The following is a 19,500-nucleotide window of genomic DNA, read 5'->3' as shown; positions in this document are numbered from 1 at the left end:
GCCGCCGCCAGCGGGGTACTCGGATCACAGCAAACGAGGCAACCGCAGACACGTCTCGCTCCACCCCTGAAGTCCTGCACAAGTCAAGTGGAACCAGTGGCTATCTTGACGAACACCGCCGCGCCAATTTGTGCAAATTGACCCAATATGCGCCATTCGCGACTTTCGCGTTGATTGAGACTCAACTGTACGGCGATGGACAACGACGCTTATACTCTTACGCCATGGATCAAGAGGAGGCAGAAAGAGCCTTCCGAGTTCGAATAAACACCGAAGTCGACCATCCAAACCTTCTCTTCGCCGAGACACTTGAAGTCAAAAAGGGACCCCGAGCATGGAAAGCCGCGAAGATCGTCGGGAGGGGAGACAAGGAAACTGGCGAGGTCAAAAAGACAACATTTACTGTCGAACAGTTCGCGGCCCGGCAAACGCGCGGGGGATACAACTTCGAAGAGAAGCCCGAAAATCGCTGGTCATGCGAGGATGAGGAAATCGATGCCCTACGCGCATTTCTTGACGGCTTCCTCCCAGAAACAGGCGTCTACATCAGAGTTGACAATGAATCGATGCCGTCAACCGTACTTCATGCGATACGTCAGGGCGATCTCAGCGTAAGCAAAGTCGCCGGCGTACTAAAAACCCTCATCACCTCGCCCGAACTCCTTGATCAACTTGTGGACAGCGAAGGTGCCAGCCTCCTGGCCAGCCTCGTCGAAGCACGCCGCCAGCGGGCCGGCATCGACAAGCTCCGCGAGGTGGTTGAGAATCCCGACTCGACAGAGCACCAGATACAGAAGGTTCTGGATGACAACTGGTGGGTGTTCGGTGGCCGGTTCATAGCCAAAGAGGAACGCAGGCGACTCGCCGTCCTCGATACCATCGACATCCCCCTAATAAGGTCCGATGGATCACTTCATATCGTCGAGCTGAAACGCGCCAATATTCCAAAGCTTGTGGAGAGCCCGCGAAGCCACGCGATCCCCGGAACAGACGTTCATGAAGCCACTATGCAAGCGGTGAATTATCTGCGGACTCTCGACCATAAGCGCGACTCAATTTGGACCGATTTCTCAATCGACTGCAGCCGGGCAACGGCAATCGTCGTAATCGGCCACCCCATGTTCGCAAAGGGATTCAGTGAGAAAGAAATCGCGGAGGCCTTGCGAAGCTACAACGCGGCGCTGAATCGCGTAGAAGTGATCACATATAAGGATCTGATCGACGGGGCGGAGCGGGCACTGGCGATCAACGCACCGAACGGCCTGCCGACATCGCCCGATCTCCTCAGTGCCGAGGAGGATGGCGAGCCCTCATTGGAGATCTGGGACTCGTTCTCGGATGATCCTCCGTTCTGACGGACGACCTTGCCAGTGCCGGCGCGTGGGTGGCGCGGGCCGCGACCGGCCGAAGAGCCGCAGCGCGGCCCGCGACCGCCCGACGCGCGCCGGACCGCCCCAGGCGGGCCGGCCTTGATTACGTAGAGAAAGTTCTCATCCAGCAGCCTGGGCGACCGTGGTTCGATAGGGCCATGAGCGAACAGACGTAGGTAGGAGTTGCTCGGGTGGCCGGCCAGGCGAAGCCATAACGGAAAACGATCGTGACCAGAGGCGGCGGAGAACAGTCGATACGGCGGGACGGCTTACCAGGGCCACATAGCTCATGCGACCTTCATCGAACCGCATCAGCGGCGTTGGGGCAGTTGCAGCAGAGATCGCTCACGTGAGGATCTGTTTGAGCGCCTCCCTGGTCTGATCGGCGAGGCTGATGGCGGCGAACAGCGTGTTGTCGAGCGTGAGGTGCGCGCCAGGACTGTTGTTGAGCTTGAGCGCAGCGGTGTAGCTGTCCCAGTTGGCTAGTTTCCAGGTATCGCGTGGGGCTGCTCGGTGTTCGATGTACTCGCGCATCGTGTCTGGGTCGCAGGTCACCCACGCTGCCGCGACGTCAACCCCTTTGGCGGCGCAGCGGTTGGTCAGCCGGGATAGCCAGGCGTCGTCGTGGAGTTCGGCGACGAGATTGGCCGACAGGATGGTTGAGGTCCCGACCGCGATGTTGTCGAAGGCCGCGTCCAGGAGGCATCGGTATTCCAGGGGGCGCACCTCGGTCAGGTAGAGATCGCTGTGCCGGTCGTGGGGGTCGCCCCCGAGGGTGGTCAGCAAACGTTCGGTGAGCGCGCGAGTCAGTGTGTCCTTGTCGAGCAGCGCCCAACCGGTGACGTCAGCCAGAAACCGTGCGAACTCGGTCCTGCCGGAGCCGGAGTGTCCGCCGATCAGGATGAGAATCGGCCGCGGACTGGGACCGCGATGCCACGCGTCGACAACCCGTTGACGAAGCATGTCCAGCTCATCGCCGGGCGGGGAGAGCCGGGCGGCGAGCTGGAACAAGGTCTGTTCGATGACAGACGCGGTCTGGGCGTCGACGGCGGGGTCCGTGGAGCGGGGAAGAACAGAGATCGGGCTCTGGTCCCGTTCACCAGGGAGTGGGCACCGGAATCCCAGCGCTGATTCGGTTGCCTGGTACATGAGGCAGTAGGCCCGGCGATATGCGGGGCTGGGATATACGGCACCGCTTTCATGCGACCAGAGCGTCTGGAAGTTCGCGGCTAAACTGCCGAGTTCGTTCCTTTCAGCGACTTCGCGGAGTTTCTCCCCAGCCGCTTCGAGGCTGAGGCCGTGGGCTTCACGGTGTTCGCGCAGTCGCGTGGGGGTCCAGCCTGGCCGGTTTGCCTTCATTGCATCCTTATGGGTCACGAGGAGGGTCGCGCCTGGTGTCGCGCACCTAGTGACGTGTACTTAGAACGAGTGAAGACCCTGTGTAATCGGCGCGCAACTACCAGTGAAAGAGTTTAGCTAACCGCGCGTGATACCCGAATGCGGTCAGCCCTGATGAACTTCCTGTGCACCACCGGGAGGCCGGTTCGAAAGTGAGGGCACAGGAAATGGACGACATTGAGGTCATTCAGGAAATACAGGCAATACGGTCAGATCTCGACGGGCTTCTCGGCCGGATCAGTCGGATCGTTTCCGCTCTGACAAGACGATCTTCTCAAGATCCGCAACTCGCTGCCCGAGGTCCTGGACCGCCTCGCGCATCATGACGAGCTGCCGCAGGAGCTCGGACTCCCCATCCGAAGACACCTCGGACGGCGCGGCCGGCAGTTGCTCCCGGACGAACACGCCCTTGCCCTGCTGCCCGATGATCAGCTTCTCCGTGCGAAGCACAGAGATGGCCGATTTCACGACGCTCGCCGAAACGTCGTAACGCGCGCAGAGTTCCGCCGTCGACGGCAGCGTGGCACCGGGCGTCAGCTTGCCTGACTGGATCTGGCTCCGGAGGTCGTCGGCGATCTGGAGATAGCCCGGACGCCCGGTCTTCTCGACCATGGCCTGCCCTTCATGAGGTGATCCCCTCAGTCCAGCACAGTACGACCGGCCTGCCAACTAGGCCGCCAAAGAATCCCTTGACAACTTAGAATGCCAAGTATTCCATGTGTTCTAGGAAGCTCTCAGGAGGAAGCAAATGCGCACCATCCCGATCCCGGTCGACCCGACCCGCCTCACGCTCACCTGCGTGAAGAACCCCAAGCCCCGCCTTCTGAACCGCGAAACCGGCGAGATCAAGCTCGACAAGACCGGCCAGGTCGTCTACGAGGTCACCGTCTCGGTGGAAGACGACTCCGGGCGGCTTGAGCTGATGAAGATCGGCATCAGCGGTGAACCACCCGTGGTCGCCGGCCAGCAGATCAACCCGGTCGGCCTGGTCGGCTACCTCTGGGACTTCGATGGCCGGTGGGGGATCTCCTACCGGGCCGCCGCACTCCTCCCCGTCGGGGAGGACGTGCGTGCCTGAGGGGCTGCACGTCGCGCTCATCGCCCTGGCCGCTTCGGCGGCCGGGCTTTGGGCCTGGCATCACTTCTACGCCGCCTCGTTCTGGCTCGTGATCGGCTACCTGCTGACCTCCATCCGGGTACGACTGACCTGGCGGAAGATCGCCCTGGGCTGCGGCCTGACCAAGAGACGCCAGCGCCCTCGGTTCCTGCGGGTGCCGCGCCTGGTCCTGGAGACGGGCACGGTTCAGGTGAACCGCCGCTGGCGCCGGGTGGGCTTGGACGCCAAGCCGTGGATGTGGTGGCCGATGCCCACCCGGCACGGCTGGCGGGTCACCATCCGCACGCTCGAAGGGCAGGTTCCGCAGGACTACAGCAAGGTCGCCGAACGGCTGGCCCACTCCTGGCGCATGCACGGCGTCCGGGTCAGCTCACCCCGTCCGGGCCGGGTCGTCCTGTCGGTCACGATCCGCGATCCCCTGGTGAACGTCGCCACCCCGGCGAACCCCGCCGAGCTGCTCCAGGTCACGGTCGGACGTCTGGAGACCGGCCGTCCTTGGATCATCGACTTCAAGACGGTGCCGCACTGGATGGTGGCCGGGGCAACCCAGTCCGGGAAGTCGAACCTGGCCAACGCCCTCATCGTCGGGCTGGCTCCGCAACCAGTCGCCCTGGTGGGCTTCGACCTCAAGGGCGGCGTCGAGTTCGCCCCGTACAGCCCGCGGCTGTCCGCGCTGGCCACGTCCCGGCCGGAGTGCCTCAGCCTGCTCAATGAAGTCGGCACCCTGATGCAGCGCCGGATGGACGCCTGCCGCGCGGCCGGGGCGCGCAACATCTGGCAGTTACACCCCGACCTGCAGCCGCTCCCGGTCGTCATCCTGATCGACGAGCTGGCCGAGCTCTACCTCATGGCCGACAAGAGCGAGAAAGAAGAGGTCGCCGCGATCTCCACCGCACTCCTGCGCGTGGCACAGCTCGGCCGGGCGTTCGGCATCTACCTCGTGTGCTGCGGCCAGCGCATCGGCTCCGACCTCGGCACAGGCGTCACCGCCCTTCGCGCCCAGTGTTCAGGACGGGTCTGCCACCGCGTCAACGACCCCGAGACGGCCGTCATGGCGCTGGGCGACCTCGATCCGGCCGCGCTCGACTCGGCCCGCATGATCCCCGCCGCCAGCCCCGGCGTCGCCATCGCGGCGCACGAGGACGGCCAGTGGTACCGGTCCCGCTCCTCACTCGTCGCCAACGAGACCGCGGAAGAAGCGACCCAGCGATGGGCGCACATGGCTCCGAGCTGGGGTGCCGTCCTGGCCGGCGCGCGCATCCCGGACCTGATGGCTCGATCTCGGAAGGAGGAAATCGGTGTCCCGCGTCGCTCACTGGCTGCTCGACTCCGGGCCGGTCGTCGTCCTCGCGCTCATAGCGGGCGCCGGGTCGTTCAGTCACATCCGCCGAACGGCCCTGGAGAACGGCCAGACCGGCTGGATGGCGTGGGCCATCGCGATCTGCATCGACCTGACGTGCGTCATGGCCGCCCGTGAACGCCAGCGGGACAAGCGGACCGGCCGGACCGCGACCGGCCGGGTGTCCTGGCCTGTCGTGGTCATGACCGGCGGGATCACCCTGTCACTGGCCGCCAACCTGCACCAGGCCTACCCCACCGTCTGGGGCTGGCTCACCGCCGCCACACCGGCCGTCGCCTTCCTCATCGCGGTCTCCATGCTCGAACGCCGCGCCGCCAGCACGGCCGAACCCGCTCCTGGCCCATCTACCGCGCTCGTCGCCTACGCACAGCGCCTGGCCGACGAACACCGCGCCAAGCACGGCGAGGCCATCAGCCCCACGACGCTCCAAGCCCGGCTGGGTGTCTCCGCCCAGCTCGCGACCGACCTGTTCCGCACGCTGAAGGGAACCAGATGATCAACGACCAGCGCACCGAGATGATCGCCGGCCTGCGCGCCCTGGCCGACTTCATGGAGGCCCGCCCCGCCATACCGGTGCTGGCCGACCTCACGGTCTACACCTTCGCGACCCGAGCGGCCGACGAGGTGATGAAGGCGGAGATCGACGACTACGCCGCGCAGTTTGAAGCGCCCATCACCTTCGAGCGGGGCCACTACACCACCAGCCGGAGCTTCGGCCCCGTCGAGTGGAGGGCGGTGGCGATCTGCAGCACCGCCGCGCCGTACCGGACTCAGGAGTCCTAGAACATGCCCATCAAGATCTGCCAAGCGCCGGAGACCCGGCGTCGGCCCTACCGGGTGTACCTGAAGCTCATCCCTCGGGACCACAAGACCAAGCCGTGACCGGCTGTCTCTGCTGCGCCTGCAACGGGACCGGCGTCACCGGGGACGGCGGGAGCTGTCCCCACTGCCACGGCACCGGACTCGACCTCGGCGCGTAAGCGCAACGCCCCCCGCCTGGCCACACATCCACCAAGATCCGCGCCAGGCCGGGGGCCATCCACACCAGGAACACTGGAGAGGACGGCCCCATCTTGCCTCAGAACACCAACGCGCACGTGATAGCCGGGATTATCGCCCGGCTGGACGACCCCGGCTTCGACCGATGGGCGTCCCAGATCCGCGGCACGGGTGGCTGCCGCCAGCCCATCCGGCTGCGCGGCCACGTCGAACACATCGACCAGGCCACCGGCGACGTCCTGCACCGCTACACCACGCGTACCGAACCCAGTGGCGTGCTGAACGTCCCCTGCAAGACCCGCCGCGCCACCCGCTGCCCCGCCTGCGCGGAGATCTACCGTGCCGACACCTATCAACTGGTGCGCGCCGGCTTGGTCGGCGGGAAAGGCGTCCCGGCCTCGGTCGTCGCCCACCCGAGCCTGCTCGTCACACTCACCGCGCCGTCCTTCGGCGTCGTCCACAACCGGGGCGCCAAGAAGGCCAAGGTGCCGCGCTGCCGCGTCCGGCGAGCGGCACCGCCCTGCTCTCACGGGGTCAAGATGACGTGCCCGACCAAGCACGCCGTCAACGATCCGCGGCTCGGCCAGCCCTTCTGCTTCGACTGCTACGCCTACACCGAGGCCGTGCTGTTCAACGCCCTGGCCCCCGAGCTCTGGCGGAGATTCACCGAAGCGCTGCGCCGTCGCGTCGCCAGGCTGTCGGGCCTCTCGAACAAGGAACTGCGCCAGGTCCTCACGATCTCCTTCGCCAAAGTCGCCGAGTATCAGCACCGGGGCGTCGTGCACTTCCACGCCGTCGTCCGCCCCGATGGACCGGACGGACCCGCCTCGCCGCCTCCGGCCTGGGCCACAGTCGCGCTGCTCACGGACGCCATCCACCACGCGGCCGGCGTCGTCTCGGTGACCATCCCCGCCATCGACGATTTGCCCGAGCGAACCCTGACCTGGGGCAAGCAGCTTGACGTCCGCCCCATCACGCTGGCCAGCGACCTCACCGACCAGGCCGTGGCGGGCTACATCGCCAAATACGCCACCAAATCCGCCGAGAGCACCGGCACCCTCGATCGGCGCATCCAGCCGCTGGAGAACCTCGCCGCCCTGCCCATCACCGAGCACGCCCGCCACCACATCGCCGAGTGCTTCCGCCTAGCCGCCCTCGACGACCTGGCCGACCTGAAGCTCGACCGCTGGGCCCACATGCTCGGATTCCGCGGGCACTTCTCGACCAAGAGCCGCCGTTACTCCACCACCCTCGGCGCGCTGCGGGCCGCCCGCGAAGAACACCGGCGCGGCGAGGCCATCACCACCGGCCGGCTCCCGCTCTTCCCGGAAGACACCGTCGCCGTCATCGGCGACTGGTCATATGCCGGGAAGGGGCTCAGCCTGGCCGAGCAGGCCCTCACCCGAGCCATCGTCGGCGGTGCCATTTGAGCCGCCACGACGAGCTCCTCGCGGCGCCGCAGACCCTTACCGTGCTCGGCGACGTCGCGATCACTTCTTGGCGCTGCGCAGGTCCAGGACTCGCCATCGCATCGGGTGATCTGCGGTGAGCCGCCTCTGGACGCCTGAAGACGTCTCGGACTTTCTCGGCGTCCCCGTCGCGACCCTCTACCAGTGGCGGCACCGCCGCACAGGTCCTCCGAGCCACCGGGTCGGTCGTCACCTCCGCTATCTGCCTCAGGACGTTCTGTCTTGGGTTCGCGAACAGGAGTAGGTCGTGGCCTACGTCAAGGATCTCTGGAACAAGACCGTCCGGCACCCGGACGGACGCACCAGACGGGTCAAGACCGCACGTCACGGCGCAGGAAAGCGCTGGCTGGCCGTGTGGCTCGACCCCAACGGCAAAGAGGCCTCCCGGGCCTTCGCCAAGAAGACGGACGCTGAGAAGCATGCGTCGTCCATGGAAGCGGACGTGGGACGAGGCGACTACATCGATCCGAACGCAGGGAAGGTCCTTTTCGCCGATGTGGCCAAACGGTGGATGGACTCACGCATCGTCGACCCCGCCACCAAGATCAGATACGAGTACATCTATCGCCTTCACGTCGCCCCCACCTTCGACAAGCGACAGGTGAAGAGCATCCTTCCCTCGCACATCCAGGGATGGATCAGCGACCTGAACGAGCGTTACGGCCCTTCGACCATCGAGACCTCGTTCCTCGTCCTGCAAGGCGTTCTCGAACTGGCCGTCGCGGACGAGGCGATCAAGAAGAACCCTGCCCGGTCGTCGATCGTCCAGGTCCCCAGACGGTCTGGCGGGGAGCTGACGGCATGGGCAGATGAGAGAGTTCACGGCATCATCCACGCCCACCAGGAGTTCTTCCGGCTGGTACCGATCATCGCCGCGTCGTGCGGCCTCCGGCAGGGCGAAGTCTTCGGCCTCGCCTTGGAGGACATCGACTTTGAAGGGCGGGTGCTCCAGATCCGGCGCCAGATCAAGAAGTTGGGCAGCGAACACGTCTTCGCCCTGCCGAAGAACGACCGTGAGCGGGTCGTTCCCCTGCCGGAATGGACCGCCGAAGCCATCAGACGTCATGTGGCGGCCTTTCCGCCGCTGACCTGCTCTCTGCCCTGGGAGAAGCTCAACGGCAAAGTGCGGACCCACAACCTGCTCGTCCAATGGACCGACGACCGGTTCATCAGGGCGCGGGTCTACAGCGAACTGATCTGGAAACCCGCCTTGGTGGCTGCGGGTGTAATCCCCGCGCCGACGAAGGACGCCAACAGTCGCACGCGCTTCGCAACGTCGCGCAAAGAGGGCCTCCATCAGCTCCGCCACTACTACGCGAGCGTGATGCTCGCCGGCGCGGTCTCCGTCAAGGAGCTCGCCGAGTACCTCGGCCACGCCGACCCGGGCTTCACTCTCCGTGTCTACGCCCACCTGATGCCCGGCTCCCACGACCGAGCCCGCAAGGCGATCGACGACCGCCTGTTCCGCCCGCGTCTCATCTCTCACGGAACAGGCACGGAACAGTGATCCTTTAGGCCGTCGGAGCCGAACCACGAAACCCCGCCGCAGAGACATCCTGGGCGGGGTTTTCGCTGTTCAGGCCCTACTTCAGGAGCTGCCGAGCCATCACCATGCGCTGGATCTGGTTCGTCCCCTCGTAGATCTGGGTGATCTTGGCATCGCGCATCATGCGCTCCACCGGGTAATCCCGCGTATACCCATACCCGCCCAGCAACTGCACCGCGTCAGTCGTGATCTCCATAGCCGCATCCGACGCCGCAGTCTTGGCCGCCGAAGAGAAAAACGTCAGATCCTTAACCGGCGTCCCATGCATGGCCAGCTCGCTCTTGGCCGCCGCCGCATACGTCAGCTGCCGCGCCGCCTCCAGCTTCATCGCCATGTCGGCGATCATGAACTGCACCCCCTGGAAGTCGCCGATCGCCTTCCCGAACTGCCGCCGCTCCTTGACATACCCGACAGCGAAGTCAAGCGCCCCCTGGGCGATGCCGAGAGCCTGCGCCGCGATGGTGATCCGGGTGTGGTCAAGCGTCGCGAGCGCGGTCTTGAACCCCGTCCCAGGTTCGCCGATCATCCGCGACGCCGGGATACGCACCCCTTCGAGGATCACCTGCCGCGTCGGCGACCCCTTGATGCCGAGCTTCCTCTCCTTCGGCCCGAACGACACGCCCTCGTCGGACTTCTCGACCACGAACGCCGAGATGCCCCGCGCCCCCGCCGACGGGTCGGTGACCGCCATGACCGTGTAGTACTCGGAGATCCCGGCGTTGGTGATCCACGTCTTCACGCCGTCGAGGACGTAGGAGTCGCCGTCGGCCACGGCGCGGGTGCGCATCGCGGCGGCGTCGGAGCCGGCCTCGGCCTCGGAGAGGGCGTAGGAGAACATCGCCTCGCCCCGGGCCACCGCAGGCAGGTAGGCGGCCTTGAGTTCCTCGGACGCCGACAGCAGCAGCGGCACGGTGCCGAGCTTGTTGACCGCGGGGATCAGCGAGGACGACGCGCAGACCCGCGCCACCTCCTCGATGACGATCACCGCGGCGAGGGCGTCGGCGCCCGCGCCGCCGTATTCCTCGGGCACGTGGACCGCGTGGAAATCGGCCGCGACGAGGTCTTTGTAGGAGTCTTCGGGGAACTCCTCGTTCTCGTCGGCCGCGGCGGCGCGCGGGGCGATCTTCTCTTCTGCCAGGGCGCGGACCGCCTCGCGGAGCATGTCGTGCTCCTCCGCCGGCGCGTACAGAGGAAAGCTCATGTACGGATTGTAGGACGTCCAACTATCACAGCGTTGGGCGATCTGCCCCGGATAGTCTCATGTAGCATCACACACCCTGATAGATGCAGGTCATCGAGGGGAGCGCCCGGCGTGACACATCGACTGACGGTCCTGGGAACCGGTTATCTGGGCGCGACGCATGCCGCGTGCATGGCGGAGCTCGGCTTCGACGTGCTCGGCCTCGACGTCGACCCCGACAAGATCGCCCGGCTGCGGCGCGGCGAGTCGCCGATCTACGAACCGGGCCTGGAGGCCCTCCTCAAGAAGCACGTCGCCACCGGGCGGCTCCGGTTCACCACCTCCTACCAGGAGGTCGCCGAATTCGGCGACGTGCACTTCGTCTGCGTCGGCACCCCGCAGAAGAAGGGCGAGTACGCCGCCGACGTCTCCTACCTCGACCAGGTCGTCGACTCCCTCGGCCCGCACCTGCGGCGCGACTGCGTCGTGGTCGGCAAGTCGACCGTGCCGGTCGGCACCGCCCAGCGCCTGGCGACCCGGCTCCGGCGGCTGGCGGGCGCCCACGTCGAGCTGGCCTGGAACCCCGAGTTCCTCCGCGAGGGCTTCGCGGTGAACGACACCCTGCACCCCGACCGGATCGTCCTCGGCGTCGCCTCCCCCAGGGCGGAGCAGATCCTCCGGGAGGTGTACGCCCCCCTCGGCGAGGTCCCGATCGTGGTCACCGACTTCCCGACCGCCGAACTGGTCAAGAGCGCCGCCAACGCGTTCCTGGCCACCAAGATCTCGTTCATCAACGCCATGGCCGAGGTCTGCGAAGCCACCCAGGCCGACGTCAAACAGCTCTCCAAGGCGCTCTCGTACGACGAACGCATCGGCGGCCGCTTCCTCAACCCCGGCCTGGGCTTCGGCGGCGGCTGCCTGCCCAAGGACATCCGCGCGTTCATGGCCCGCGCCGGCGAACTGGGCGCCGACCAGGCCCTGACCTTCCTGCGCGAGGTCGACGCGATCAACATGCGCCGCCGCGCCCGCATGGTCGACCTGGCCCGCGACATGGTCGGCGGCTCGTTCCGCAACCGGGTCGTCGGCGTCCTGGGCGCGGCCTTCAAGCCCAACTCCGACGACATCCGCGACTCCCCCGCCCTCGACGTGGCGGCCACGATCGGCCACGAGGGCGGCTCGGTCACCGTCTACGACCCGGTGGCCCTCGACAACGCCCGCAAGGCCCAGCCGACCCTGGGCTACGCCGACTCGGCCCTGCACGCCTCCCGCGACGCCGATGTGGTCCTGCTCCTGACCGAATGGCAGGAGTTCGTCGACCTCGACCCCCACACCCTGGGCGGCGTGGTCAACGTCCGCAACATCGTCGACGGCCGCAACGCCCTCGACGCCACGACCTGGCGAGAGGCCGGCTGGAACTACCGAGCCCTCGGCCGCCCGCAGTAGCGCCCTACTGCGCCGCGGCCTTCCGGAGGGCTTCGCCCTTCGCGTAGGCCGTCTTCTTGAGCTCGGCCTGGAACTCCACCATGCGTTCCTGGAGCGCCGGGTCGGAGGCCGCGAGGATGCGTACCGCCAGGAGACCCGCGTTGCGGGCCCCGCCGACCGCGACCGTCGCGACCGGGACCCCGGCCGGCATCTGGACGATCGACAACAGTGAGTCCATGCCGTCGAGGTACTTCAGCGGCACCGGCACGCCGATGACCGGCAGCGGGGTCACCGAGGCCAGCATGCCCGGCAGGTGGGCCGCGCCGCCCGCGCCCGCGATGATCACCTTGAGGCCCCGGGAGGCGGCCGACTTGCCGTAGTCGATCATCTCCTCGGGCATGCGGTGGGCCGACACCACGTCGGCCTCGAAGGAGACCCCGAACTCGCGCAGCGCCTCGGCGGCCTGGCCCATGACGGGCCAGTCGCTGTCGCTGCCCATGACGACGCCGACGTCAGGCACTCAGAGGTCCTCTCAGACAGGTGACCGCGTGGCGCGCCCTGGCCCTGACCTCGTCGAGGTCGTCGCCCAGGGCCGTCACGTGGCCGATCTTGCGGCCCGGACGGACGTCCTTGCCGTAGAAGTGGATCTTGATGCCCGGGTCGTTGGCCATCACGTGCTCGTAGCGCGAGTAGACGTCGGGGTCGGGGCCGCCCAGCAGGTTGGCCATCACGACCACCGGCGCGGCCATCTCGGGCGAGCCCAGCGGCAGGTCGAGCACCGCCCGCAGGTGCTGCTCGAACTGGGAGGTGCGGGCGCCCTCGATCGTCCAGTGCCCGGAGTTGTGCGGGCGCATGGCCAGCTCGTTCACCAGCAGGCCCGTGGCGGTCTGGAACATCTCGACCGCCAGCAGGCCGGTCACGCCGAGCTCCTCGGCGATGGTCAGCGCGATGCGCTGCGCCTCGGCGGCGAGCTCGGGGTCGAGACCCGGAGCGGGCGCGATCACCTCGACGCAGATCCCGTCTTCCTGGACGGTCTCCACGACCGGGTAGGACACCCCCTGCCCGTGGGGCGAGCGCGCCACCAGCACCGCGAGCTCCCGCTCGAACGGCACGATCTCCTCGGCGATCAGGTCGATCCCGTGGGAGACCACCTCGTCGACCTCGGCCTGGGTGCGGCACACCCACACGCCCCGCCCGTCGTAGCCGCCCCTGACGGCCTTCAGCACGACGGGGGCGGTGAAGTCGGTCGAGCTCCACCGGGGGCACGGCACCCCGAGAGCGGTCAGCCGCTCGCGCATGACCCGCTTGTCCTGGGCGTGGACGAGCGCCTCGGCGCCCGGCCGGGCCGGCACCCCGAGCGACTCGATCAGCTCGGTCGGCACGTGCTCGTGGTCGAAGGTCACCACGTCGCAGCCCTTGGCCAGCGCCATGAGGTCGTCGAGGTCGCGGTGGTCGCCGAGCCGGGTGTCGACGACGACCTTGGCCGCGCTCTCGTCGCGCGATCCGGCCAGCACCCGGAGTTCGACGCCGAGGGCGATGGCGGCCTGCTGGGTCATCCGGGCCAGCTGCCCGGCGCCGACCATGCCGACGATGAAGGGGCTGTTCACGAACGGGAAGCTTACCCAGCCCCGTTCAGGCGTTCGTCACGGAGGCCAGCCTGCGGCCCATCCCCACGGTCGTCATCCGGCCGTCGGCGTCGACCTTCGTGGCCAGGAACAACAGCTCCTCGACGGTCATCTTGCCGAGCCGGCCGCCCCCGGCGAAGGCCCGGACGTCCCGCTCGGGCACGGCGGGCTCGGCCAGCTCGCCCCGGCCGGGGCCGGGCGACTGGGTGGTGACGATGCGCAGGGTGTGGAAGACGAGGGACGCGCCGCCGGGCAGGGCCAGCGCCTGGGGCGTCGCGCCGCGGACGAGCCGCACGTCGACGCTGAGCCTGTCGGGCCGGTGGGCGGCCGGGGCCCGGGTGATCGAGTCGCGCAGCCCGCGCATGGCGTCGCCCGAGGAGACCCGGATGCCGTTGACCCCGGTCGGGTCGGTCAGATAGGTCAGGCAACGCTGGGACACCAGGCTCGCGGTCACCTGCGGGTTGACGTCACCGGCGGGCACCACGGCCTCGGTGACGGGCACCTCCGGGGCGCCGTCGGGCACCGGGATCGGCCCCAGGGCCAGCCGCCAGCCGTCTTTGGCCTGGGTGAAGACGAAGTAGGCCGGCTCGGGCTTCTTCGCCAGGGCGGCGAACCAGGGTCTGCCCTTCGCGGCCCGGCTGGGCGGCAGGTAGAACTCCGGTTCGGTGTAGTCGAACCGGGCGCCCTCGTGGCCGAGCGCGGTGGCCGTGCAGGCGGCGCCGCCCAGTTCGGTGGCGGGGGCGGCGAGCAGCCGGGCCACGCCGTCGCAGTCGCTGTCGCCCCAGGCGGTCTCGAGCTCGCCCAGCCCGGCGAAGGCGGCCTCGGCGGCGGCCAGGGTGAGGACCTCGGGCGTGCGGGAGGGGGCCTCCCTGGCCGTGGTCTCGGCGGGCAGCCCGCCGCAGGCGGCGGACACGCCCACGACGACGGCGGTGATCACCATCCGGCTCAATCGGCCCATGAGGATGCCCGCACCTCTTCCAAATGTGCGCGCTGGTGTGACGTCGGGCGCCAACGTAGCCCGTGGCGACCCCGATCGGGCCGCAAAGTCTCAAATTTCTTGAAATGTTCTTGGACGACCTGGGCAGAAAGGGACTCAGAGGAAGCTTTCAGCCCGCCCTACAGCCCCAACCGGTAGCCTGAGACGACCCCATCCCACCAGGAAGGACTGTGCGGCTCGTGCAGCAACTCATCCGCGGCGCATACGCGCGATTCGCCACCGTCCTCCACGAGTTGATCAAGTTCGGCTCCGTCGGGGCCATCGCCTTTGTGATCAACTTCGGTGTGGTCAACATCCTGTGGGCCATGTGGGGCTCTGAGGGCACGCTGTCCGCCAAGGTCATCGCGACGGTGGTCGCCGCGACCTTCGCCTACTTCGGCAACCGCTACTGGACCTTCCGCCACCGCGAGCAGAGCGGCCTCGCGCGGGAATACGTGCTCTTCTTCGTGCTCAACGGCGTCGGCCTGCTGATCGAGCTGATCTGCCTCGGCCTGAGCCGCTACACCCTCGGTCTCGACAGCATCGTGGCGAACAACATCGCCACCCTGATCGGCACCGGTCTCGGCACGTTGTTCCGCTTCTGGTCGTACAAGCGCTGGGTGTTCATGGCCCCGCCGGTGGTCCAGGAGGAAGGTCAGGCGGGGCCGCTCACCACTCGGTAGCCCTTTTCGTCGTCGCCGACCTTCCGCAGGAAGATCGCGAACGTGGCCGGCCGGGGTTTGACCAGCTCCAGCCGTCCGCCGTCGGCGGCGACCAGCGACCGTGCCAGCGTGAGCCCGAGCCCGGTGCCGCTGCCGCCGGTCACGCTCCGTTCGAAGATCCTGGTACGGATCTTCTCTGGCACCCCCTCGCCCTGGTCGGAGACCTCGATGACGATCGACTTCTCCGAGCTCGTCGTGGTGATCGACACGATGCCTCCCCCGTGGTGCAGGGAGTTGTCGAGCAGCGTGGCCACGACCTGGCTGAGCCCGCCCGTGGTGGCCAGCGCGTGGAGGCCCCGGCTCCCGGTGAGCTGGATCGACCGGTGAGAGCGCCGGAACGCCGGATCCCACTCGGTGATCTGCTGGACCAGCACCTCGTCGACGTCGATCGGCTCGGCCTGGGAGTGGCGCTGCCGGCGGGCCGCGTTCAGCAGTTCGTCGATGACCGCCGTCAGGCGCTCGGCCTGGACGATCGCCGCCTCCCCCTCCTCGCGCACGATGGCCGGCTGGGACGCCGCCGCGACGATCTCCTCCAGGCGCATGGTGAGCCCGGTCAGGGGCGTGCGGAGCTGGTGGGACGCGTCGGTGGCGAACTCGCGTTCGCGGCCGAGCAGCTCGGAGATGCGGATCGCGCTGCGGTCGAGCACCTCGGCGACCCGGTCGAGCTCGGGGATGCCGTAGCGGTGTTTGCTCGGACGGGCGTCGCCCGAGCCCAGCCGCTCCGCGATCTTGGCCAGATCGAGGAGCGGCAGCGTGAGTCTCCGTGACGTCACGACCGCCAGCCCGATGGCCACGACCAGCGCGGCGACCGCCAGGGCGATGGTCAGCAGCAGCCGCGCCCGGATGTCCCGGTCGATCTCCGCGGTGTCGCGGCTGAGCCGGACGACCCCGTTCTCGGAGCGCGCGTCTTCGGTCAGCGACCGGTTCACGGGAGGTTCGACGCCGACGGTGATCGGCTCTATGCCGCGGAACGCGACCTGGATGAACCGGTTGGGGTAGTTCCGCTCCAGCTGTTTGGGATCGACCGGCTGCTCCTGGCTGATGGCGTACTCAACGCTGATCAGCACGCGCGTGGCCTCCGCTCGGAGCTCCTGCGCGGCTTCGTCGTTGATGAGACGTACGACGACAACACCGAGGGGAACTCCGAGCAGCAGCACCGCGATGACCGCGACGAGCAGCATCGAGGAGAGCAGACGCCTCCGCATGCCCCTTACTCGCGTTCGAAGCGGAAGCCGACCCCTCGGACGGTCGTGATGTACCGCGGCTTCGCCGCGTCGTCGCCGAGTTTGCGCCGCAGCCAGGAGATGTGCATGTCGAGGGTCTTGGTGGAACCCCACCAGTTGGTGTCCCAGACCTCCCGCATGATCTGCTCGCGGGTCACGACCTTGCCGGCGTCGCGGACGAGCACGCGGAGCAGGTCGAACTCCTTGGTGGTCAGATGGAGTTCCTTGTCGCCCATCCAGGCCCGGCGGGAGTCGGCGTCGATCCGGACGCCCTGCACCACCGGCGTCTCGGAGGTGCCCCGCCGCAGCAGGGCCCGGACGCGGGCGAGCAGTTCGGCGAGCCGGAACGGCTTGGTGACGTAGTCGTCGGCCCCGGCGTCGAGGCCGACGACGGTGTCGACCTCGTCGACGCGAGCGGTCAGGATCAGCACGGGAGTGCCGTGGCCCTCGGCCCTGATACGGCGGGCGACCTCCAGGCCGTCCATCTCCGGGAGACCGAGGTCGAGAACGATGAGGTCGACGCCTCCCGAGAGTGCCCTTTCCAGGGCCTGCGGGCCGTCGGGACTCACCTCGACTTGGTAGCCCTCCCGGCGCAGGGCGCGCGCAAGCGGCTCGGAGATCGAGGTGTCATCCTCGGCGAGAAGTACGCAGGTCATGGAAGCGATCGTAGGACCTTAGGCGATCGTTTCCCGGGCACAGCGCGCGGTTTGACTCCACGTTGACCCATCAATTGACCTGGGCAAACATGGACAAAGGCGTTTTTGCAGCGGCATGTCCGGGCGGCCTTCCGGCGGAAAAAGCGAACGCCCGCCGGAGACCCGGCGGGCGTTTCTCGCGGCCCTGCGTCTCGACGGCGTCAGGACGCGGACGGCGGCTCGGCGTACCGCTGGAGGTACAGAGCGTCACCGAGCGTCTCCATGAGGGACAACTCGGTCTCCAGGTAGTCGATGTGGTGTTCCTCGTCCTTGAGGATCTCCTCGAAGAGCAGCGCCGAGACGATGTCGCCGCGCTCGCGCATCAGGGCGATGCCCGGCTTCAGGCGCTTGACGACGCCGAGCTCGAGCTCCAGGTCGCTCTGGATCTGCTCCTTGACGGTCTGGCCGACGTGGAGGGTGAAGAGCTTCTGGTAGTTGGGCAGGCCCTCGAGGAAGAGGATGCGGTCGGTCAGCGCCTCGGCATGGCGCATCTCGTCGATCGATTCGGCGCGGGTGAAACTGGCGAGCTTGGTGAAGCCCCAGTTCTCCTGCATCTTGGCGTGGAGGAAGTACTGGTTGATGGCCGTCAGCTCAGACGTAAGCTGCTCGTTGAGCAGCGCAATGATGTCCTTGTCGCCCTGCATGCCGGGGCCCCTTGCCTAAGCGGTCGTGATCAAACTCTCTGACCGCTTCAGAATGGCACAGATCTTTCTGACACAAGAGGCGCAGTCGCCCCCGGCGCCCGTGGTGTCGCGGATCTGCCGGACGGTCCGGGCGCCGTTGGCGATGCAGTCGTGCACCTCGTTCTCGGTGACGGCGCGGCACACACAGGCGTACATCCAGGGACCCTTCGGAGATGCATAGGTAAGGCTCTCCTAAGGTAGCCGACTTTGGTTAGGCTTGCCTATGTGAGGACCGCCACAGATCAGTGACCGTCGACGACTCCGTCGGAGGCGTCCTCCACCAGCCGGAACAGGTCGGCGCGGATGGTCTGGATCTTGGGGATGTCGCGGTAGTCGATGACCCCGCGTTCGGACGCCGACTCTACCTTCAGGGTTCCGCTGCCCAGCACGCGCTCCATGAGCGACTGGTCGGAGCTGACCGAGTTGACCTTGGCGAGCGGGATGTCGTCCTGGGACTTGCTGAGGACGCCGGTGCTGATGGTGAACCGGTGGGTGGTCAGCGTGTAGCCGGTCGTCTTCCACCGCAGATAGGGCACGAAGGTGAGCAGGACCAGCGCGACCACCGAGACGACCGCGACCGCGACGCGGGCGATGCCGGAGTATTCGTAGTCGTTCGGTATGAAGTAGATCGCGGCCGACGAGGCGGCCACGACGAGAACCAGCGCGAGGAACGGACCGACGAGCCGCTTCCAGTGCGGGTGGAACGAGTGGACGACTCGCTCACCGTCGGTCAGGTGGTGATCAGGGAGACCCATGGGCCACATCGTGGCACGTACCAGTCCGTTCCGGGCGTGGTTCTACTTTCGAACGTGGACGACGTCGCCCGCGCTCAGCGGATGGTCGGCGCCCCCGCTTCGCACGATCAGCTGACCCGACTCGCTGATGCCGGTCGCCCGGCCGGCGAGCAGCCGTTCGCCGGGCAGCTCGACCCGGACCTCCTGCCCGACCGTCGCGCTCACCGCCAGGTAGGCGGCCCGCAGGCCGGACGCCTCGGCGTCGCCGCCGGCCAGGCACCAGTCGCGGTAGAGCCGTTCGAGCTCGCGCAGCACCCCGGCCAGCAGCCGGTCGCGGTCGAGGCAGGTCGCCCCGGCCAGCGCCAGGGAGGTGGCGTGGCCGACGGGGAGCTCGGACTCGCGGAGGCTGACGTTGAGGCCCATGCCGATGACGACGGCCGAGTCGATGCGCTCGGCCAGGATCCCGGCCAGCTTGCGCTCGTCGTGGAGCAGGTCGTTGGGCCACTTCAGCCGGGCGTCGACCTCGGCGACCTGGCGGATCGCGGTGACGGCGGCCAGCCCGAACAGGAGCGGCAGCCACCCCTGCAGCGCGATCTTGACGTCGGGCCGCAGCAGGACGGAGAAGGTGAGCCCGGAGCGCGGCGGCGCGATCCAGACGCGGCCGAGGCGGCCCCGACCCGCGTATTGGGACTCGGCGGCCAGGACCGCGCCCTCGCGGACGCCGTCGCGGACCGCCTGCCCGAGGTCGGCGTTGGTGGAGCCGGTGCGCTCCACCACGGTGAGGGACGACCACAACGATCCGGGGCGAACCAGCTCGGCCCGGAGGGCGGCCTGGGACAACTGGGGTCGGTCGAGATCGGGATACGAAGGTTCGGGCATGACTGCCATTCTCCCTTCCGAACACCGTTCCGTTCGACGAACAGTCGATGACCTGGGATTACTACCCCATGTAGTCGTCCCTACCCGTGAGGGTCACCGGTT

At 67.6% G+C, this 19,500-nt stretch carries 22 protein-coding genes; 10 read left to right on the top strand and 12 right to left on the bottom strand.

Annotated features, from left to right (window positions below; genetic code table 11):
* Positions 1-224 precede the first annotated feature (224 nt).
* Positions 225-1,355: a Shedu anti-phage system protein SduA domain-containing protein gene (locus AW274_RS39195; RefSeq protein ID WP_083974184.1), complete on the top strand. Its 1,131-nt coding sequence runs from the start codon at positions 225-227 to the stop codon at positions 1,353-1,355.
* Between the two features lie 360 nt (positions 1,356-1,715).
* Here the strand turns inward: AW274_RS39195 and AW274_RS15030 are convergent, their stop codons facing one another.
* Entirely contained in the window at positions 1,716-2,729 is a 1,014-nt protein-coding gene (locus tag AW274_RS15030; RefSeq protein ID WP_062431592.1) for a P-loop nucleotide/nucleoside kinase family protein, read from the bottom strand.
* Positions 2,730-3,005: 276 nt separating this feature from the next.
* On the bottom strand, positions 3,006-3,380 hold the full coding sequence (locus AW274_RS15025) for a winged helix-turn-helix domain-containing protein (protein WP_062431590.1): 375 nt from the start codon (positions 3,378-3,380) through the stop codon (positions 3,006-3,008).
* Positions 3,381-3,516: 136 nt separating this feature from the next.
* On the opposite strand from AW274_RS15025, the gene AW274_RS15020 reads away from it, so the two are divergent.
* The 7 genes from AW274_RS15020 (at position 3,517) to AW274_RS14995 (ending at position 9,220) form a co-directional block, all read left to right on the top strand.
* Positions 3,517-3,846: an SCO3933 family regulatory protein gene (locus tag AW274_RS15020; protein WP_062431588.1), complete on the top strand. Its 330-nt coding sequence runs from the start codon at positions 3,517-3,519 to the stop codon at positions 3,844-3,846.
* Positions 3,839-5,362 (top strand): FtsK/SpoIIIE domain-containing protein, encoded by a 1,524-nt coding sequence (locus AW274_RS42970; protein ID WP_369408631.1) that lies wholly within the window; start codon positions 3,839-3,841, stop codon positions 5,360-5,362. The genes AW274_RS15020 and AW274_RS42970 overlap by 8 nt, the downstream gene beginning before the upstream one ends.
* A complete protein-coding gene (locus AW274_RS15010) occupies positions 5,268-5,741 on the top strand; it encodes a DUF2637 domain-containing protein (RefSeq protein WP_369408634.1) in 474 nt (157 codons plus the stop codon). Before AW274_RS42970 ends, AW274_RS15010 begins: the two co-directional genes overlap by 95 nt.
* A complete protein-coding gene (locus AW274_RS15005) occupies positions 5,738-6,028 on the top strand; it encodes a hypothetical protein (RefSeq protein ID WP_062431584.1) in 291 nt (96 codons plus the stop codon). The genes AW274_RS15010 and AW274_RS15005 overlap by 4 nt, the downstream gene beginning before the upstream one ends.
* Before the next feature lie 314 nt (positions 6,029-6,342).
* Positions 6,343-7,674: a replication initiator gene (locus AW274_RS15000; protein ID WP_232320110.1), complete on the top strand. Its 1,332-nt coding sequence runs from the start codon at positions 6,343-6,345 to the stop codon at positions 7,672-7,674.
* Positions 7,675-7,789: 115 nt separating this feature from the next.
* A complete protein-coding gene (locus AW274_RS39185; RefSeq protein WP_083974182.1) occupies positions 7,790-7,957 on the top strand; it encodes a helix-turn-helix domain-containing protein in 168 nt (55 codons plus the stop codon).
* Between the two features lie 3 nt (positions 7,958-7,960).
* Entirely contained in the window at positions 7,961-9,220 is a 1,260-nt protein-coding gene (locus tag AW274_RS14995; RefSeq protein WP_062431580.1) for a tyrosine-type recombinase/integrase, read from the top strand.
* Positions 9,221-9,296: 76 nt separating this feature from the next.
* On the opposite strand, the gene AW274_RS14990 is transcribed toward AW274_RS14995, so the two are convergent.
* Positions 9,297-10,460, bottom strand: a complete 1,164-nt coding sequence (locus AW274_RS14990) for an acyl-CoA dehydrogenase family protein (RefSeq protein WP_062431578.1) — start codon at positions 10,458-10,460, stop codon at positions 9,297-9,299.
* 111 nt (positions 10,461-10,571) lie between these two features.
* Between AW274_RS14990 and AW274_RS14985 the strand changes: the two genes are divergently transcribed.
* Positions 10,572-11,882, top strand: a complete 1,311-nt coding sequence (locus AW274_RS14985) for a UDP-glucose dehydrogenase family protein (protein ID WP_083974180.1) — start codon at positions 10,572-10,574, stop codon at positions 11,880-11,882.
* A gap of 4 nt (positions 11,883-11,886) precedes the next feature.
* Here AW274_RS14985 and purE read toward each other — a convergent pair whose 3' ends face one another.
* From purE to AW274_RS14970, 3 genes are read right to left on the bottom strand one after another with little or no spacing between them, the layout of a single operon-like run.
* Positions 11,887-12,360, bottom strand: coding sequence for a 5-(carboxyamino)imidazole ribonucleotide mutase (purE, locus tag AW274_RS14980; protein WP_062432058.1), 474 nt, complete (start codon positions 12,358-12,360; stop codon positions 11,887-11,889).
* A gap of 13 nt (positions 12,361-12,373) precedes the next feature.
* On the bottom strand, positions 12,374-13,444 hold the full coding sequence (locus tag AW274_RS14975) for a 5-(carboxyamino)imidazole ribonucleotide synthase (RefSeq protein WP_062432060.1): 1,071 nt from the start codon (positions 13,442-13,444) through the stop codon (positions 12,374-12,376).
* Positions 13,445-13,493: 49 nt separating this feature from the next.
* A complete protein-coding gene (locus tag AW274_RS14970) occupies positions 13,494-14,444 on the bottom strand; it encodes a hypothetical protein (protein ID WP_157520184.1) in 951 nt (316 codons plus the stop codon).
* Positions 14,445-14,662: 218 nt separating this feature from the next.
* Here AW274_RS14970 and AW274_RS14965 point away from each other — a divergent pair, with 218 nt between their 5' ends.
* On the top strand, positions 14,663-15,145 hold the full coding sequence (locus tag AW274_RS14965; RefSeq protein ID WP_198169182.1) for a GtrA family protein: 483 nt from the start codon (positions 14,663-14,665) through the stop codon (positions 15,143-15,145).
* Here AW274_RS14965 and AW274_RS14960 read toward each other — a convergent pair.
* The 6 genes from AW274_RS14960 to AW274_RS14935 all read right to left on the bottom strand — a co-directional run bounded on the left by AW274_RS14960 (position 15,118) and on the right by AW274_RS14935 (position 19,398).
* On the bottom strand, positions 15,118-16,389 hold the full coding sequence (locus AW274_RS14960; RefSeq protein WP_062342924.1) for a sensor histidine kinase: 1,272 nt from the start codon (positions 16,387-16,389) through the stop codon (positions 15,118-15,120). The two genes, AW274_RS14965 and AW274_RS14960, sit on opposite strands and share 28 nt — an antisense overlap.
* Before the next feature lie 5 nt (positions 16,390-16,394).
* Positions 16,395-17,063 (bottom strand): response regulator transcription factor, encoded by a 669-nt coding sequence (locus AW274_RS14955; protein WP_030451323.1) that lies wholly within the window; start codon positions 17,061-17,063, stop codon positions 16,395-16,397.
* A gap of 200 nt (positions 17,064-17,263) precedes the next feature.
* Positions 17,264-17,746, bottom strand: coding sequence for a bacterioferritin (gene bfr / locus AW274_RS14950; protein WP_030451324.1), 483 nt, complete (start codon positions 17,744-17,746; stop codon positions 17,264-17,266).
* A gap of 15 nt (positions 17,747-17,761) precedes the next feature.
* Positions 17,762-17,941, bottom strand: coding sequence for a (2Fe-2S)-binding protein (locus AW274_RS14945; protein WP_062342920.1), 180 nt, complete (start codon positions 17,939-17,941; stop codon positions 17,762-17,764).
* 86 nt (positions 17,942-18,027) lie between these two features.
* Positions 18,028-18,540: a PH domain-containing protein gene (locus AW274_RS14940; RefSeq protein ID WP_062342918.1), complete on the bottom strand. Its 513-nt coding sequence runs from the start codon at positions 18,538-18,540 to the stop codon at positions 18,028-18,030.
* Between the two features lie 42 nt (positions 18,541-18,582).
* Complete coding sequence (locus AW274_RS14935; RefSeq protein ID WP_062431572.1) at positions 18,583-19,398, bottom strand: biotin--[acetyl-CoA-carboxylase] ligase; 816 nt, start codon at positions 19,396-19,398, stop codon at positions 18,583-18,585.
* Positions 19,399-19,500: the final 102 nt, after the last annotated feature.

Origin of the sequence: Herbidospora daliensis (assembly GCF_001570585.1) — a bacterium.
Taxonomy (GTDB): Bacteria; Actinomycetota; Actinomycetes; order Streptosporangiales; family Streptosporangiaceae; genus Herbidospora; species Herbidospora daliensis.
Note: the sequence above shows the minus strand (reverse complement) of the source record. Positions and strands in the feature narration are given on the sequence as shown.

Excerpts from the sequence above, each read along its gene's own strand:
- purE (WP_062432058.1), bottom strand. The coding sequence starts at position 12,360 with ATGGGCAGCGACAGCGACTGGCCCGTCATGGGCCAGGCCGCCGAGGCG.
- AW274_RS14955 (WP_030451323.1), bottom strand. The coding sequence starts at position 17,063 with ATGACCTGCGTACTTCTCGCCGAGGATGACACCTCGATCTCCGAGCCG.
- AW274_RS14935 (WP_062431572.1), bottom strand. The coding sequence starts at position 19,398 with ATGCCCGAACCTTCGTATCCCGATCTCGACCGACCCCAGTTGTCCCAG.
- AW274_RS15020 (WP_062431588.1), top strand. The coding sequence starts at position 3,517 with ATGCGCACCATCCCGATCCCGGTCGACCCGACCCGCCTCACGCTCACC.
- AW274_RS14975 (WP_062432060.1), bottom strand. The coding sequence starts at position 13,444 with ATGGTCGGCGCCGGGCAGCTGGCCCGGATGACCCAGCAGGCCGCCATC.
- AW274_RS15005 (WP_062431584.1), top strand. The coding sequence starts at position 5,738 with ATGATCAACGACCAGCGCACCGAGATGATCGCCGGCCTGCGCGCCCTG.
- AW274_RS14970 (WP_157520184.1), bottom strand. The coding sequence starts at position 14,444 with ATGGGCCGATTGAGCCGGATGGTGATCACCGCCGTCGTCGTGGGCGTG.
- AW274_RS15025 (WP_062431590.1), bottom strand. The coding sequence starts at position 3,380 with ATGGTCGAGAAGACCGGGCGTCCGGGCTATCTCCAGATCGCCGACGAC.
- AW274_RS39195 (WP_083974184.1), top strand. The coding sequence starts at position 225 with ATGGATCAAGAGGAGGCAGAAAGAGCCTTCCGAGTTCGAATAAACACC.
- AW274_RS15030 (WP_062431592.1), bottom strand. The coding sequence starts at position 2,729 with ATGAAGGCAAACCGGCCAGGCTGGACCCCCACGCGACTGCGCGAACAC.
- bfr (WP_030451324.1), bottom strand. The coding sequence starts at position 17,746 with ATGCAGGGCGACAAGGACATCATTGCGCTGCTCAACGAGCAGCTTACG.
- AW274_RS14960 (WP_062342924.1), bottom strand. The coding sequence starts at position 16,389 with ATGCGGAGGCGTCTGCTCTCCTCGATGCTGCTCGTCGCGGTCATCGCG.
- AW274_RS14940 (WP_062342918.1), bottom strand. The coding sequence starts at position 18,540 with ATGGGTCTCCCTGATCACCACCTGACCGACGGTGAGCGAGTCGTCCAC.
- AW274_RS14990 (WP_062431578.1), bottom strand. The coding sequence starts at position 10,460 with ATGAGCTTTCCTCTGTACGCGCCGGCGGAGGAGCACGACATGCTCCGC.
- AW274_RS14945 (WP_062342920.1), bottom strand. The coding sequence starts at position 17,941 with ATGTACGCCTGTGTGTGCCGCGCCGTCACCGAGAACGAGGTGCACGAC.